Below are 15665 nucleotides of genomic sequence, written 5' to 3'. Positions count from 1 at the left end.
AATATTTCTCGTGTGTAGCTTTAGTTACGATCTGAGAATCTGTTCTAAAGCAGGTTTCAATGTCGGATAGCGAAACTCAAAGCCTGACGCCTGTAAACGATACGGAACAACCTTGGCCCCTGTGAGCAACATCTCTGACAGCTCCCCCAGAGCGACTTTCAGAACACAGGACGGAACAGGCATCAGCAACGGCCGTTTCAAAACCCCTGCCAGTATACGGCTGAAGGTAGCATTGCGAACTGGTGTTGGAGCCGAGCCATTAAAGGCACCGCTCAGATCATCCCGCTGCATCAGAAACAGAATCGCCTCAATCAGGTCATCCCGATGCACCCAGGGCATATAGTGCTCACCCGATCCCATTCGCCCACCCAGCCCCAGCTTGAAGGGAGTCAACAGTCTGGACAGCATACCGCCATCTGGCCCCAGCACCAGACCGGTTCTCAGCAGGCAAACCCGCACACCACTTTGCTCGGCAACCATCGCCTCATTCTCCCACTCCTGGCAGAGCCGATGGGCAAACTCATCATGGCAATCTGAGGCTTCAGTAACCTCTTCATCACCGTGAGCCCCGTAAAAGCCGATGGCAGAACCACTGATCAACACCCCAGGTTTATGGCTGGCTTCTTTGGCAAAACGTACCAACTGGCGGGTTGGCCGCAGACGGCTTTGCAACAGCTCTTCTTTACGGGCGTCACTCCAGCGGGCATCCGCAATGGGCGCACCGGCCAGATTGATCATCACATCGATAGGCTGATCCAGCCACTGCAGAGGATCAGAAGCGGTATTCACCGGCCGTCCGATGATGCCATTAACCTGATCCGGCCGACGGCTAACCACGTAAAGCACATGCCCTTCGTCCAGAAGACGATGACAAAGGGCTTTACCTATAAAACCTGTGCCGCCTGTAAGCAAAATATTCATCTGATACGCCTCCTGCCGGCCAATCACACTGTCTTGAGTATGATTTAAAACCGATAAATTTGTATAATTTTTTTAATCTTGTACAAGTATACCTCTGAGATACGCTTTCGGATCAGATCCCTAAAAAACACCCACTGAAAAGGCTTCCGCTATGTCCGTAACCGACCCGGCATCACGTCATAACAATCACGATCAGACGCTACTTGTACTGTTGGCTCATGGCAGTAGCGACCCCGCCTGGCAAAAGCCCTTTCAGGAGATGACCGCCAGTATTGCGGCAAACCAGCCGCACCCCGTAAGGCTTGGTTTTATGGAGCTTTGCGGCCCGTCACTGGAAGATATTGCCAATGAGCAACCCGCGGATCAGATGATTGATATTGAGATTCTGCCGCTGTTCTTCTCCGCCGGTCGTCACCTGAGACGGGATGTCCCCCATCAGATTGCTGAACTGAACGAACGCTTCCCCAACCTGACCTTTACCCTGCATGATCCGGTGGGTATCCACCCGAAAATGACCGAGGCTTTAACCGCTATTGCCGCGGATCTCGATTTTTCCGACAAAAAATAATTGTACAATTTTATTTTTTTGTACAATTATAAGTAACAGCTGTCTGACAGAACTCTGAAAGCTTTAAACAGGGTTCTTCGTCCCTAACTCATTTGAGTGCCTAAAGAGGTCTGTTGCTATGACAAACGCCACCACAACGACATCACAAACATCAGGTTTTCCGGACCGTGACATTCGCGTTGGCATCAGCCAATGTCTGCTGGGAGAGCAGGTGCGTTTTGACGGCGGCCACAAGCATGCCCGCTATTGTACCGAGACTCTGGCCAAGTACTTTACCTTTGTACCGACCTGCCCCGAGGTTGGTGCGGGTATGAGCATCCCCCGGGAACCGATCCGACTGGTCAGCATGCAGGATGAAGTACGGGTTCGGGGTACAAAAAGCGATGACGATTACACCGAACAGCTGACAGACTTCAGCGAGCGGGCCGTTAAGCGCTTGTCCGGTCTGAGCGGTTACGTGCTGCTGGGCAAATCCCCCAGCTGCGGTATGGAACGGGTCAAGGTCTACCGCGAAAACGGCAACCGGTCTGATATCTCTCAGGGCGGCGTCTTTGCAGAAGCCCTGATGCGCACCTATCCGGAACTACCGGTTGAGGAGAGCGGCCGTTTGACCGATCCTCAGCTACGGGAAAGCTTCCTGACCCGTGTTTATGCCTATAGCACCTGGCAGGCGATGGAAGAGCAGGGCATCACACCTAAAGCGCTGATCGACTTTCACACCCAATACAAACCACTGCTGATGGCCCACAACCAGCAGGCCTACCGGGATCTGGGCAAATGGCTGGCGGGTGTGGATAAAACCAGCGTCGAACAGAAAGCCAAAGAGTATCTGCCTAAGTTTATGGCGATTCTGAAAGAACCGGCCACCCGTGAAAATCACACCAATACCCTGATGCATCTGCAGGGTTATCTGAAAGAGAAGCTGACCAGCTCAGAGCGCCAGAATCTGCGTCAGACCATTGATAATTACCGCACCGGCATGATCCCGCTGATCGCGCCTCTGGTACTGATGCGCCATCTTTTTGAGGTGCACGGTTGCGAATATGCCGGTAACTATCGCTATCTCTACCCGTACCCGGAAGATCTGGCAATTGATGGTGTTTAACGCCCCATCAGTCTGATACCGATCTGGGCAATAAAGACGGCGATACGAATACGCCCCGTCAGGGGCAGCAGGAAAGACCATGAGCCAATCCCCCACACTCCATCCTTTCAGCACAACAGAAGTAGCCAGCGATACCGATCGCTGGTTACCCATCCGAGAAGTTTCTGAACGTACCGGCGTCAACTCGGTAACGCTCCGCGCCTGGGAGCGTCGCTACGGCCTGATCAAACCCCAGCGAACTCACAAGGGACACCGCCTCTACTCGGAATTTGATATCGAACGTATCGAGCAGATTCAGCAATGGCTGGGGCGCGGTGTTTCTGTGGGACAGGTTGCTAAGCTGTTGCCGCCCCTGACCGAACAGGAAGCTGCCGCCCAGGAATCAAACCCGACAACGCACTCGACCAACCCTGAACCGGACTGGCAACCGGTATTGGATGAATCCATGGCAGCGCTGCAACAGGGCAATATGATTCGCTTTGACCAGACGCTGAATCAGGTCAGCGCCATCTATCCCGCGGCTCTGCTGATGCGTTTTTTCTGGCAACCGCTGCTGGCCAATCTGGCTGCCGAACCCGAGGGCGAGCGCCGTCAGCTGATGCAGCTGCAGCTGGACAGCTATCTTCGCAATCGCGTCGGGGCGCGCCTGATGCATCGTAATCTGCAGACCAAAGAGCAGAAGCGTTTGCTGATCAGCCACCTGCCGACACTCTCCCCCAAGTTTGAACTCTGGCTGGCCGCTCTGATGTGTACCGACCTGAACATTCCCGTGCTGCTGGTGGATGAGTTACCGGGCTGGTCGCTACTGCACCTGATTGAACAGCAGCAACCCCTAAGCGGTGTTTTACTGCTGGGCAATGAGAAAACCGCGCCCCTGAAGCAGAGTGAACAGCAACAGCTTAAAACGATGACCCCACCCTGCTGGCTGGCCGGCCCTCTGGCCAGAATTCAGCCGGACATCTTTACCGAATGCGGCTGGCAGATCGCTGAAGACTGGCCGGAGCTACTGAACGAGAAACGACAGGAGTTCTGATGCCATCAGCATCAGGAACACCTGTATTGAATCGGTAGAGACAGAATCAGAGACAAACAAGGAGGCGATATGGCACAACTGGTGTGGTTCCGTTCAGATCTGAGAATTCATGATAACCCCGCGCTCTTTACCGCCTGCCAGCAGGCTCAGCAGGAAGGCACAGGCGTTATCGCCTGTTTTCTGCGTCCCCTTGAGCAATGGCAGTCCCATGACTGGGGACAAAACAGGATGCGCTATACCGAGCGCTGCCTGCTGGATCTCAAGGAAGAGCTTGAGGCGCTGCATATCCCTCTGATCTGTCTGGATATGGCGACTTTTGCCGGACAAATCCCGGCACTGCTCCAGCTGTGTCAGCAACTGAACTGCCATCAGATTTTCGCCAACGAAGAACCGGAACTGAATGAGCGCCAACGGGATCAGCAGCTGATCGCTCAGGCGGAACCGGCAGGCATCCATTGTCAGCTGTTTCATGACCAGAGCCTTCTGCCACTGGGCAGCGTGCTAAAAAATGATGGCACCCCCTATCGGGTTTACACGCCGTTCCGTAAACAGGCGCAACAGATGATCGCTCAGCAGCCGGTACAGACCTTTCCCGCTCCGGCTCCTGTGATCTCTGACGTACAACAGAGCCTGCAATCCCGGATCGATGCGCTGCCATTGGATCAGCCCGGACAGATGACGTTTCAGCCGCAAAACTATTCGGACGATCCGATCCAACAGCGCTGGCCCGCCACTGAAAAGGAAGCGTTTCATCAGCTGGAGCTGTTCTGCGGCCAGCCGATCAATCGCTATAAAACTCAGCGTGATTTTCCCGCCGATGCCAAAGGCACCAGTCTGCTGTCCCCCATGCTGGCAGCGGGTAAGCTCTCCATTAAAAGTTGCTGGCGGGCTGCGGAACAGATACGACTGGGTGATCCCGCTGCAGCAGAATCGGCCAGCACCTGGCAGGGTGAGCTTCTGTGGCGGGATTTTTACCGCCATCTGCTGGTGCTTTATCCGGAGCTGAACCGTTATCAGCCGTTCAAAAAGGAAACCCGACAGATTCGCTGGCGGGATGCCCCTGACGATCTGCAACGCTGGCAGGAAGGCAAAACCGGTTTTCCACTGGTGGATGCTGCGATGCGCCAGCTGAAAGAAACCGGCTGGATGCACAACCGCCTGCGGATGCTGACCGCCGTTTTTCTGAGTAAGTACCTGCTGATTGACTGGCATGAGGGGGAGCGCTGGTTTATGCAGCATCTGATAGATGCAGATCTGGCATCCAATAATGGCGGCTGGCAGTGGGCTGCCTCTACCGGCACTGATGCTGTCCCTTACTTTCGACTGTTAAGCCCCTACCGTCAGGCGGAACGCTTTGATGCTCAGGGTGAGTTTATCGCCCGCTTTGTGCCGGAGCTGGCAAAGTTACCCGCTAAGCAGCGCATCCAACCGAAAGGTTATGTGCAGGGCTATCCGAATCCAATGGCCGATCTGAAAGAGGGAAAAGAAAGAATGATGGCGGCGTTTAAAGCGGTGAAATAACCGCTCCCGCACAGGGCGGGAGCAGAACGGATATAAACCGGTTTATTTGAGGGTTCGCAGCAGCGACTGCAGCTCAGCCACTTCCTGCGCCAGCTGACGGTTTGAAGCGCCGGATTCCTGAGCGGTTTCCCGATTGGCATGAGCCAGATCCCGCAACTGACTGATACTGCGATCCATCTCATCACTGGCGGCGGCCTGCTCAGAAATCTGGTTGGTAATCCGCTCACTACGGGAGGTCACTTCCAGTACCGCGGCCACAACATCCTGCAGGGTTTCACCGGCGGAGACGATGCGGGCTGCACTGTCGCTGGCCTGCTGCTGACTGGCCTGCATACGCTCGACAGAGTCACCCACCAGCTTACGGATACGGTCGATACGCTCAACGATCTGCACCGTTGCTTCCTGCGTTTTAGACGCCAGCTGACGAACTTCATCGGCGACCACGGCAAAACCACGTCCCTGCTCACCGGCTCGCGCCGCTTCAATCGCCGCATTCAGCGCCAGCAGGTTGGTCTGATCCGCAATCTCCGTGATCACCTGAACGGTTTTGGCCACTTCATTGGACTCAGTCTGCAGCACCTGTATCGCCTCGGAAGCCTGCTCAACAGCAACTTTAACCTCTTCAACATCCGCCACACCGGTACGAACCACTTCCCGTCCGGATTCTGCCTGCGCCTCCACCGAGCGCATCAGCTGATTGATCTCCTGAATATCGGTTTCAACCTCATGGAAACCGGCGCTGACCTGATGCGCCGTGGAGACCAGGCTGTTCAGCTCGTTTTCCTGCTGGCTCATCGACTGATGAGACTGCTCAACCTGAGTTTCAGCATTCTGAGCCACCTGAGACAGCTCCTGAGTCGCTTCATCGATACGACCGGTAAAGGTGCGCAGTTTGGCGTCCTGCATACGCATGGCCAGTTCAATCGCACCAAACTCATCCATCCGGCCGGTATAAACCTGCTGGGAGACCGGGTTGTTAATCACCGTCAGCGACTTACAGAACAGTTTTTTCAACGGCTGCAGTAGGATGTTTTGTCCCGCCAGAGCAAAGAAGCCCATCGTGCCAATGATAAAGGCCAGTAGATTACGGTTATCGATAAAAAATACCGCAATCAGGGAAAAGAGGGTCAGAAGCAATGTGATCGCCAAGGAACGGCCAAAGGCACTGAAACGTTTTTTCGGGCCGCCCTGCTTACCGGCATTAATCGCCTGATAGATCTGCTCGGCGCGGTCGGTCACTTCATCTTCCGGCTGAACCCGAACCGACTGATAACCCACCACTTTGTCACCGTCATAAACCGGTGAAACATAGGCATCAACCCAGTAATAGTCGCCATTGATCGCCCGGTTTTTGACCACACCGATCCAGGATTCACCTTTCTTTATGCGCGCCCAGAGGTCGGCAAAGGCTATTGGCGGCATATCCGGATGACGCACCACATTATGGTTTTTGCCAATCAGCGCCTCACGGTCAAATCCGCTAATGTCACAAAAAGCATCATTGGCAAAGGTAGTAATCCCTTTCAGATCCGTGGTGGATACCAAACGACTCTGCTCACCCAGACGGCGCTCATTTTGTGTAACCGGTAGGTTCTTCTTCATTCCTGCACCCTGTGCAAATCCTTAGGCCCGTGATGAACGGACTGATCTTCTTATTCTTGCTTATAAAAATCATCGGCCTGAAACCTACCAATGATAAAAACTGCCAATACAAAGAGCCTCTGCGCAGTATGTTAAGTATCTGTCATACCAACAAAATTCGCTCACTTCTTTATTAAAGCGTATGAAAACGCTTCTTTTATGGTTGATGGCTCACGTAAAAAATCGAAAAAGTATAGCAAAATTACGTGCCAAAGAGCCTATCCTATGGTTCTAGAGGGTGATTTTTCGTACCCAGATCATCTTTTGCCTTCTCTGCGCATGATTTATTGACTGGGTAAACGTGCAATATACCCCCACACGATTTAGACTATGCCGGATTATTTCTGACAGAAATTGAATAATAACCACTGGATTTTTTCTGTGACCAAGCAAAATTCTTACAACCGTGAAGAGTTGCTGCAATGCAGCCAAGGGGAGCTTTTTGGTCCGGGCAATGCTCAACTGCCTGCACCGAACATGCTCATGCTGGATCGTATCGTGAGCATCACTGAAGATGGCGGCGAACATGGCAAAGGCGAAATCATCGCTGAACTGGATATCACGCCTGATCTTTGGTTCTTTGACTGCCACTTCCCGGGTGATCCGGTGATGCCTGGTTGTCTGGGGCTGGATGCGATGTGGCAGCTGGTAGGCTTCCATCTGGGTTGGTTAGGCAATCCCGGTAAAGGCCGTGCTCTGGGTAGCGGTGAAGTTAAATTCACTGGCCAGATCCTGCCGACAGCTAAGCTGGTGACCTACAAAATCACTATTAAGCGCGTGATCTCCCGTAAGCTGTGCCTGGGTATTGCTGATGGCTCAGTATCGGTTGATGGTCGCGAGATCTACACCGCAAAAGATCTGCGTGTGGGTCTGTTTACATCGACGGATAACTTCTAATACAGAGGGCTAACCATGAGACGTGTAGTTGTAACCGGAATGGGCATCGTTTCCTGTCTGGGTAATGACGTTGCCTCCGTGCTTGAGTCCCTGCGTCAGGGTCGCTCTGGTATCAAGTTTAATGAAGAGTACCGCGACCGCGGTTTCCGCAGCCATGTTTCCGGCTCCGTGGATATCAATCTCGACGAGATGATCGACCGTAAGCTGAAACGCTTTATGGGCGATGCCGCAGGTTACGCTTACCTGTCTATGCAGCAGGCGATCGCAGATTCCGGCCTGAGTGAAGATCAGGTTTCTAACGTGCGTACTGGCCTGATTGCAGGTTCCGGTGGTGCATCTTCTGCCGACCAGGTGGAAGCAGCAGATATTATGCGTGAGAAAGGCCTGCGTCGCGTTGGTCCTTACCGTGTTACACGTACCATGGGTAGTACTGTATCCGCTTGTCTGGCGACGCCATTCAAGATCAAGGGCGTGAACTACTCCATCTCTTCCGCCTGTGCGACCAGTGCTCACTGTATTGGTGCCGGTGTAGAACAGATTCAGCTGGGTAAACAGGATGTAATCTTTGCCGGTGGCGGTGAAGAAGAGCACTGGACCCTGAGCTGTCTGTTTGATGCGATGGGCGCTCTGTCCACCAAATACAACGAGACGCCTGAAAAAGCATCCCGTGCTTACGATGCCGATCGTGATGGTTTTGTTATCGCAGGCGGCGGCGGTATGCTGGTTCTGGAAGAGCTGGAACACGCTAAAGCCCGCGGTGCTAAGATCTATGCTGAAGTTGTTGGCTATGGTGCAACCTCTGATGGCTACGACATGGTGGCTCCTTCCGGTGAAGGCGCACAGCGCTGCATGGAACAAGCCCTGTCGACTGTTGAAGGCGATGTTGACTATATCAACACCCACGGCACGTCGACGCCGGTCGGTGACGTTGCTGAGCTGAAAGCGGTTAAAGCTGTCTTCGGCGACAACAGCCCTGCCATGAGTTCTACCAAGTCTCTGACAGGACACTCTCTGGGCGCAACTGGCGTTCAGGAAGCGATCTACAGCCTGCTGATGATGGAGCATGACTTCATTACTGCATCGGCAAACATTGAAAACCTGGATGAACAGGCACAGGGTCTGGATATCGTGACTGAGCTGCGTGAAGGCGTCACTCTGAACCGCGTCATGTCCAACAGCTTCGGCTTCGGCGGCACCAACGCCACTCTGATCATGCAGCGTTTTGAAGATTAATCAGCACCGCTGACTAGCTTTTCTTTTAAGCTGCATTAAAAAACCCGCGCGACTCTTAGTGAATACTAAACGTCGGAGCGGGTTTTTTTGTACCTACTGAATCGTCAGGCGATAGACAACCTACAACACCCAGGCCAGCACCAGCGGAAGGGTGATAACGCTGGCAAAGTTCCCCAACAGTACGATGGAGGCGACCCGAGCCGGTTCCTGATTGAACTGTTCGGCGATCATATAGTTGAGCACTGCAGGCGGAAGGGCGCTGAAAACGATCAGAATGGCCATCTGCTGTGGATCAAACGTCCAGATGAAGGTAGCCAGCCATGCCATCAGAAGTCCTGACAGCGGGCAGAGAATTGCGCCTGTGATCCCCATCTTCCAATCCGACAGATCCACCGACAGTAAACGCACGCCCAGCGTGAAAAGCATCAGCGGGATGGAGATCTGTCCCAGCATATCCATTGGAATCGCTACCGCTTCCGGCAGTGACCAACCCATAAAGCTGAAGATAAAGCCCAGAATGGTCGCCTGAACCACCGGCATTTTCAGCATAGCGCTGAGCTTGGTTCTATGGTCGAGGATATAGAGCCCAATACTGAAGTGCAGCAGCATCTCAACAATAAACACCATCACCGCTGCAGGCAGTGCAGCCTCACCAAAGGCAAGCACGATCAGGGGAATCCCCATATTGCCGGTGTTATTGAACATCATTGGTGGAATAAAGGTTTTCAGATTCCAGCCCAGAAGCTTCACAATCGGCAGCAGTACCACACCGGAGCCCAGCACGATAAGCCCAGAGGCCAGCGCCAGATCCTGATAGGCAACCATATCGAAGGATTTATCCGCCAGCACCGAGAACACCAGCGCAGGGACAAAGACGTCCATATTCATGCGGTTAGCGGTGGAGATATCCGTTGGTTTCCAGCGCCCGTAAAAGGCACCAATAGCCACTACCAGAAATAGCGGGAATACCGTCAGCAGCAATTTTTCAACCAGCACGCGACTCTTCTCCTCGGCCAGAGATCAAACAGGAAATAAATGGGCAGAACCGCCCAGCAACATAAAAGAAAGCCGGCTCAACTACCAGTGACGGTAGTGCATCCGGCCTACTTTATAGGGTTAACTCACCCCTTTGGGTGAGTTAGCCGGACAGATAACAGAGGCTTACTGATCGTTAGGAACCATCAGAACCGGTATTTTGGTATGCATACCGATCTGCTGTGCGGTATCGCCCAGCAGCTTTTGCCCGAACAAACCATGATGACTGTGGGAGCCGATAACAATCAGGTCGGCCTGTTCTGTTTTGGCAACACGTAATACCAGTTCAGCAGGATTAGCTTCCTCAACCAGAATCTGCACATCCAGTTCATCTGCATCCGGCAGACCATCCAACTCTTCGTCACGGAACTTAGCCACTCGCGCCTGCATGGTATCGCGAATGCGGCTCATCCCCTGATCATGAATCTCTTCCAGCGCTTCTTTTGGCAGATAGTGCTCGATAATGGCATGACCAAACTCACTCACCGGCTCAAGGGCATGTACCATAATGATACGAGCCTTATAAGTCCGGGCCAGATTAACCGCATGGCGGAATACCGGGCGGGTGTTTTTACCCAGAGTTGTGGCGTACACGATGGTCTTAATTTCCGGAAGCATAGTGTCCTTTCCTTTTTTGAGTCAGACAGCGTGACGCTGCCTTCGGTTATCTGAAGCTAGAGCGTTCTGAAACGGGCACTTAGCGCTTCCAGCTGGGCCGCCCGCTCATGTACGGCGCGACTGGCAGAAACGATCTGCCCCGTTGCTTCATGGTTCTGTCCGATTTCATGGGCGATATGATCCATATCCTGAGCCATCTGGCTGGTCGTCTGGGCCACTTCACGCACCGCGTTCATAATTTCCTGTGTCTGATCAGCGGCATCCCGGGTCTGCTGTTCAATAGCCCGCACGGCTTCAACAGCCTGATCACCCAGTGCACGCCCCTGCTCAACACGGCTGCGGCTCTGCTGCATCGCATTGATAACGGACTGCGTATCTTTCTGAATCGCTTCCACCTTCTCGGTAATATCCGTGGTCGCTTTTACGGTTTGCTCTGCCAGTGTCCGGACCTCGTCGGCGACCACGGCAAAGCCACGGCCTGCTTCACCGGCACGGGCGGCCTCAATGGCGGCATTCAGCGCCAGCAGGTTGGTCTGCTCGGCAACCCCGACAATCAGGTCGATCACGACATCAATCTCTTTCGAGCGGGTTCCCAGGGTTTCCACGGAGCTGCTGGCTTCATCAACCACTTCCGCCACATCGGCCAGTGCCTGAATCGCTTGTCCAATTACCTGAGCGCCCTGATGCGCGGTTTCAAAGGCGGCATTGGCAGAATCACTCACATGCTGGGTGGTATCGGCTACCTGATCGGTCGTGGCACTAATTTCTTCGGTAGCAGCAACCAGGGAACTACTACGGGACGAGATAGAACTACTGCCATCAACGATCTGTTGTACTGAGGCGTCCATACTGTCTGCTGTTTGTTTCAGTTCATTGTTGCTCTGTATCAGATGACTGATCACCTCATTCAGGCCGCCAGTCATGGTATTAGTAGCAACAGCCAGATGGCGGAACTCATCCTGCTCACTGCCCTTCTCTGTCAGCTTATGGGTCAGATCACCTTTAGCAATCTCACTCAGCACAGCCAGAGTCTGTTTGACGTTTCGGGTGATCGACACAGCCACCGAAGCCACAATGGCACCGATAACAATCGCCAGCAGCGCGCTACCCAGAATAATCGACCAGCGGGCAGATGCGACGGCTTCTTTGGCCTGCTGCTGAGCTTTAATCAGCAGGTTCTGCTCAATGTAGAGGCGGCTCTGTTGTATCTGCTCTGAGATCTGCTGGCGATAACCGGCCAGCTTATTATCCAGCGCGGCTAATTCAGTTCGCATCGCCATCACTTTGTGCAGTGACGCTTCATATTTATCGACAAAGGGGAAGAAGATATCGTCGAAGGCCATTGCCCGGATATCGGTCCGCAGCTGATCCACAGAAGACTGCACAACCTTGCGCTGCTCATCGGTAGGATAGATCAGGAAATCTTTCTCTTTAGCACGAACTTCCCGCAGGCGGGCTGCAAAAGAGCCGAACACTTCGATCTCACTCATCAAGGCTGCCGACTCTTTTTCTAAATTACCCAGTTCGCCGCTTTTGGCAGATAAGCCGTAGTTTTTACGAATTTCTACCCAGTTTGCCAACGACTTCAAGTAGGGCTCCAGCTGAGATGAAGCATCGGACAACTGTTTTTTCGCCTGAGGCTCGTCCACAAGCCCGGCAGCAGTATCCAGTTGATTAACCGCGTTACTCTTGAGGTCACCGAGAGCGCTGTCGATCTCGCCAATGGTCTCCTCGCTTGCCGTTTCACGCAGTTTGGCAAATTGCAGTAGCTGAACTTCCAGATTGGTTACCATCTGAGCCACATGTCCCAGTCGCACCACTTGCTCGGAGGCACCGGTCAGTATGTTCAGGCTGATAATGGAATAAAGACCCATCGCACTGATGCCCAGAACAACAACCAGGACTACGGCGATAAGTTTTTGACGTAATGAGAGATTGAGACTCATTGTCAGGGCTCCTTTTTAAACCTCATCCGAGGCCAATACTTTTTGTTTTTATAAGAGGTTTACGGTGTTCGCCTGCAACAATCCCAGGTAACTCCGGAAACCGAGCCGTGATCTTTCCGTAGACACATATTTCAGAGCAGTTATCAGAACCTGTTGGAATCCGCCCTCACGCTTTACGGGTACTTAAACGGTCAACTAAGTAGATAATTGACTGATAAGGAATACCGCTGTGTTCGCTCAGACCGATTTCACAGGTTCTGCTGTTGGAGTAGCCTTCATCACAACCCGCCACCACATCCGGCAAGTCTTTCAGCGCAGACGCATTCAGCTCAGGTTGTGAAAAGCCTTTATCTCCGGCAAAACCGCAACAGGTAATATCCGGTGGAATGACAACATCATCCGCACAAGCCGATGCCAGTGCTTTAAATTTGTCAGCCAGTCCCATTTTGGTGGTGCTGCAGGTGATATGCAGCGCAATACGATCTTTCTTTGCAGTTATCGTCAGGCGGGGCAGAACAAAGTCGTGAATAAATTCGACCTGTTCATACAAGCGCAGACGGCTATCCAGTTTTTCTCGCATTTGCATCAGGCAGGGACTGGTGTCGCAAAACACCGGATATCGCCCGTTTTCGGTTGCGGCCAATAACGCGTTATTGAGCTGCTCTGCTTTGGCATTAGCAGCATCAAACTGGCCTTTACTCTGAAATGGCATACCGCAGCACTGATCACCTAAATGATCAGGGAAGATCACCTCAAACCCGGCTTTATTCAGCAGGCTCAAAGCAACTTCCGGCGTGGATCTGTCCTCACCCTGATTGCGTGCCGCCCCCATAATGCGGGTGGCACAACTGGGCAGATAAACCACCCGACTATCATCCGTCAGGTCGCTGGTCACCGTATGCGGTGCTGCGGCCACGTCCCCCTGCAGACGTTTTTCCGGTTGATTCAATGGCACACGCGTTAAGATCTCATCGATCTTAGGCGATGCCTTAGGCATGGACGGAGTCCACTGCTGCACACGATTTCCGGACACTTTTCGTGCCGCAGACGTGATGGCCGACATATTTTTACTACCGACCAAAGTATGCATTCCGTCTGCAATCTTTAGCATGGCGCGAGAGGTGTTGGCAACCGTTTCAAAATGGCCTGCGATCCATTTTGCGGTTCTGGCGTAGCCTTTGTTACGTTCATGACGCAGGCTTCGGGTCAGGTCTCCGGTGTTGATACTAACCGGGCAATTCATCTCACAAAGCCCGCAAGCTGCGCAGGTATCAATGCCCTGGTAGTCGTATTCACTCACTAACGCTTTCAGACGATCCGCTTCCTGCAGGCTGTTATTTCCCTGATCAGCAGAATCCTCAAGGCGATTAATTTCTCTCCAGATCACGATGCGCTGACGGGGTGTCAGGCTCAGATTCCGTGACGGACAAGAGGACTCACAGAAGCCACATTCAATACACTTATCAATCAGTGAATCCGCCGGAGGCAGGGGTTTCAGGTTCTCAAGATGCAGGTTCGGGTTGCGGGTCAGAATCACATCCGGGTTCAGCAGATGCTCAGGGTCAAACAGCGCCTTAAGCTGCCACATCAGCTCGTAAGCATCTTTACCCCATTCCAGCTCCACATAGGGTGCCATATTACGGCCCGTGCCGTGCTCCGCTTTGAGAGAGCCTTTGTATTTCACTGCCACCAGATCAGCCACTTCATCCATCAGCTGCTGATAACGCTCAACCTCTTTCGGGTCATCAAAACCCTGAGTGAACACAAAGTGCAGGTTGCCTTCAAGGGCATGACCAAACAGCAGGGCTTCATCGTAGCCGTACTTGCGGAAGACCTGTTGCAGCTCCAGCACACCTTCTGCCAGCTGCTCGATAGGGAAGGCAACATCTTCAATAATCACCGTGGTGCCGGTCATACGAATCGCGCCGACCGCCGGAAAGAGCCCTTTACGGATCTTCCAGTAAAGCGCATAAGTGGCGGCATCTTCGGTAAATTCGATAGGGGCAAGGGTTTCGATATCAGCAATGGCAGCGGTGACTTCGGTCAGCTTCTGATCCAGCTCGTCACGCTCACTACCGCGCACATCCACCAGCAGCGCAGCGGCTTCATCACCGAGAGTTTTCAGAATCTCCGGCATACCGGCCTGATCTTCCACTGCCCGCAGGCCGGCACGGTCAATCAGCTCAACCGCAGCAACCGGTGTTGGCTTCATCGCGGTCACGGCGTGGCAGGTGGATTCCATATCCGGGAAGAAGATCAGTGCTGCGGCTTTCAGGGGATGCTCGATAACCGTGCGGTAGGTCACCTCACTGATAAAGCCCAGCGTGCCTTCCGAGCCGATCATCAGGTGTTTCAGAATCTCAAATGGATCGCTGTAATCCACCAGCGAGTTCAGGCTGTAGCCTGTGGTGTTTTTCAGACGGTATTTATGACGAATCAGGTCGGCCAGTTGCTGGTTATTCCGGGTTTTCTCTCCTAGGGCTTTCAGCTCAGCCAAGAGGCCACCATGACACTGTTCAAAGGCTTTGCGGCTACCCTCATCAGCGGTGTCCAGCAGGGTGCCGTCTGCCATAATGACGCGCATATTCTCAACGGTGTTGTAGCTGTTCTGTGCCGTTCCGCAACACATACCGCTGGCATTATTAGCGGCGATTCCACCGATCATTGCGGCATTGATCGACGCTGGGTCCGGGCCGATCTTACGTTGAAAAGGGGCCAGTAGCTGGTTGGCTTTACCACCAATCACGCCCGGCTGCAGGGAAACCGCATCACCGTGACCATGAATACGATAGCCGCGCCAGTTGCTGCTCAGCTGAATCAGCACAGAATCCGTCACCGCCTGACCGGATAAGCTGGTACCCGCTGCACGGAAGGTTACCGGCAGATTACGGGCAGCGGTCGCTTTAAGAACAGCGATCACTTCCTGCTCGTTATCCACCCGCACCACCAACTGAGGAATCAACCGATAGAAGCTGGCATCGGTGCCATAAGCCAACGTGCGCAACTCATCATGGATAAGACGCTCTTTGCTGATAAATCCGCTCAGTTCGTTATACAGCTCTTGATAGGCTTGCTTCATCGTGGTGATACCCTGCATCTATAATCACGGGAAACCGCTGCACAGTGCCTTGTGTCTGCAGTTCCGCT

12 protein-coding genes are annotated in these 15665 nt (G+C 53.2%); 6 read left to right on the top strand and 6 right to left on the bottom strand.

Going from position 1 to position 15665, the window contains the following annotated elements:
* Positions 1-24: 24 nt before the first annotated feature.
* Positions 25-921, bottom strand: coding sequence for a TIGR01777 family oxidoreductase (locus tag AC4GL5_RS00190; RefSeq protein ID WP_490380763.1), 897 nt, complete (start codon positions 919-921; stop codon positions 25-27).
* 151 nt (positions 922-1072) lie between these two features.
* Here AC4GL5_RS00190 and AC4GL5_RS00185 point away from each other — a divergent pair, with 151 nt between their 5' ends.
* From AC4GL5_RS00185 to AC4GL5_RS00170, 4 genes are all read left to right on the top strand, one after another.
* The gene (locus AC4GL5_RS00185) at positions 1073-1489 is read left to right on the top strand and encodes a sirohydrochlorin chelatase (RefSeq protein WP_490380762.1); all 417 of its coding nucleotides are present in this window, start codon (positions 1073-1075) and stop codon (positions 1487-1489) included.
* A 118-nt stretch (positions 1490-1607) separates the two neighbouring features.
* On the top strand, positions 1608-2594 hold the full coding sequence (locus tag AC4GL5_RS00180) for a YbgA family protein (RefSeq protein WP_490380761.1): 987 nt from the start codon (positions 1608-1610) through the stop codon (positions 2592-2594).
* Between the two features lie 79 nt (positions 2595-2673).
* A complete protein-coding gene (locus tag AC4GL5_RS00175) occupies positions 2674-3627 on the top strand; it encodes a MerR family transcriptional regulator (protein ID WP_490380760.1) in 954 nt (317 codons plus the stop codon).
* 69 nt (positions 3628-3696) lie between these two features.
* Positions 3697-5148, top strand: coding sequence for a cryptochrome/photolyase family protein (locus AC4GL5_RS00170; protein WP_490380759.1), 1452 nt, complete (start codon positions 3697-3699; stop codon positions 5146-5148).
* Positions 5149-5190: 42 nt separating this feature from the next.
* Here AC4GL5_RS00170 and AC4GL5_RS00165 read toward each other — a convergent pair whose 3' ends face one another.
* Positions 5191-6750 carry a methyl-accepting chemotaxis protein gene (locus AC4GL5_RS00165; protein WP_490380758.1) on the bottom strand — a complete coding sequence of 520 codons (1560 nt, stop codon included), beginning with the start codon at positions 6748-6750 and terminating at the stop codon, positions 5191-5193.
* A 420-nt stretch (positions 6751-7170) separates the two neighbouring features.
* Here AC4GL5_RS00165 and fabA point away from each other — a divergent pair, with 420 nt between their 5' ends.
* Positions 7171-7686 (top strand): 3-hydroxyacyl-[acyl-carrier-protein] dehydratase FabA, encoded by a 516-nt coding sequence (gene fabA, locus AC4GL5_RS00160; RefSeq protein WP_490380757.1) that lies wholly within the window; start codon positions 7171-7173, stop codon positions 7684-7686.
* Positions 7687-7701: 15 nt separating this feature from the next.
* Positions 7702-8919, top strand: a complete 1218-nt coding sequence (gene fabB, locus AC4GL5_RS00155) for a beta-ketoacyl-ACP synthase I (protein ID WP_490380756.1) — start codon at positions 7702-7704, stop codon at positions 8917-8919.
* 120 nt (positions 8920-9039) lie between these two features.
* Here fabB and AC4GL5_RS00150 read toward each other — a convergent pair whose 3' ends face one another.
* The 4 genes from AC4GL5_RS00150 to AC4GL5_RS00135 form a co-directional block, all read right to left on the bottom strand.
* Positions 9040-9915 (bottom strand): AEC family transporter, encoded by an 876-nt coding sequence (locus tag AC4GL5_RS00150; protein WP_490380755.1) that lies wholly within the window; start codon positions 9913-9915, stop codon positions 9040-9042.
* A 165-nt stretch (positions 9916-10080) separates the two neighbouring features.
* Positions 10081-10572 carry a universal stress protein gene (locus AC4GL5_RS00145; RefSeq protein WP_490380754.1) on the bottom strand — a complete coding sequence of 164 codons (492 nt, stop codon included), beginning with the start codon at positions 10570-10572 and terminating at the stop codon, positions 10081-10083.
* Positions 10573-10628: 56 nt separating this feature from the next.
* The gene (locus AC4GL5_RS00140) at positions 10629-12518 is read right to left on the bottom strand and encodes a methyl-accepting chemotaxis protein (RefSeq protein ID WP_490380753.1); all 1890 of its coding nucleotides are present in this window, start codon (positions 12516-12518) and stop codon (positions 10629-10631) included.
* Between the two features lie 166 nt (positions 12519-12684).
* Positions 12685-15597, bottom strand: coding sequence for an FAD-binding and (Fe-S)-binding domain-containing protein (locus tag AC4GL5_RS00135; protein WP_490380752.1), 2913 nt, complete (start codon positions 15595-15597; stop codon positions 12685-12687).
* Positions 15598-15665 lie beyond the last annotated feature (68 nt).

The organism is Oceanospirillum sp., assembly GCF_982874595.1.
Note: the sequence above shows the minus strand (reverse complement) of the source record. Positions and strands in the feature narration are given on the sequence as shown.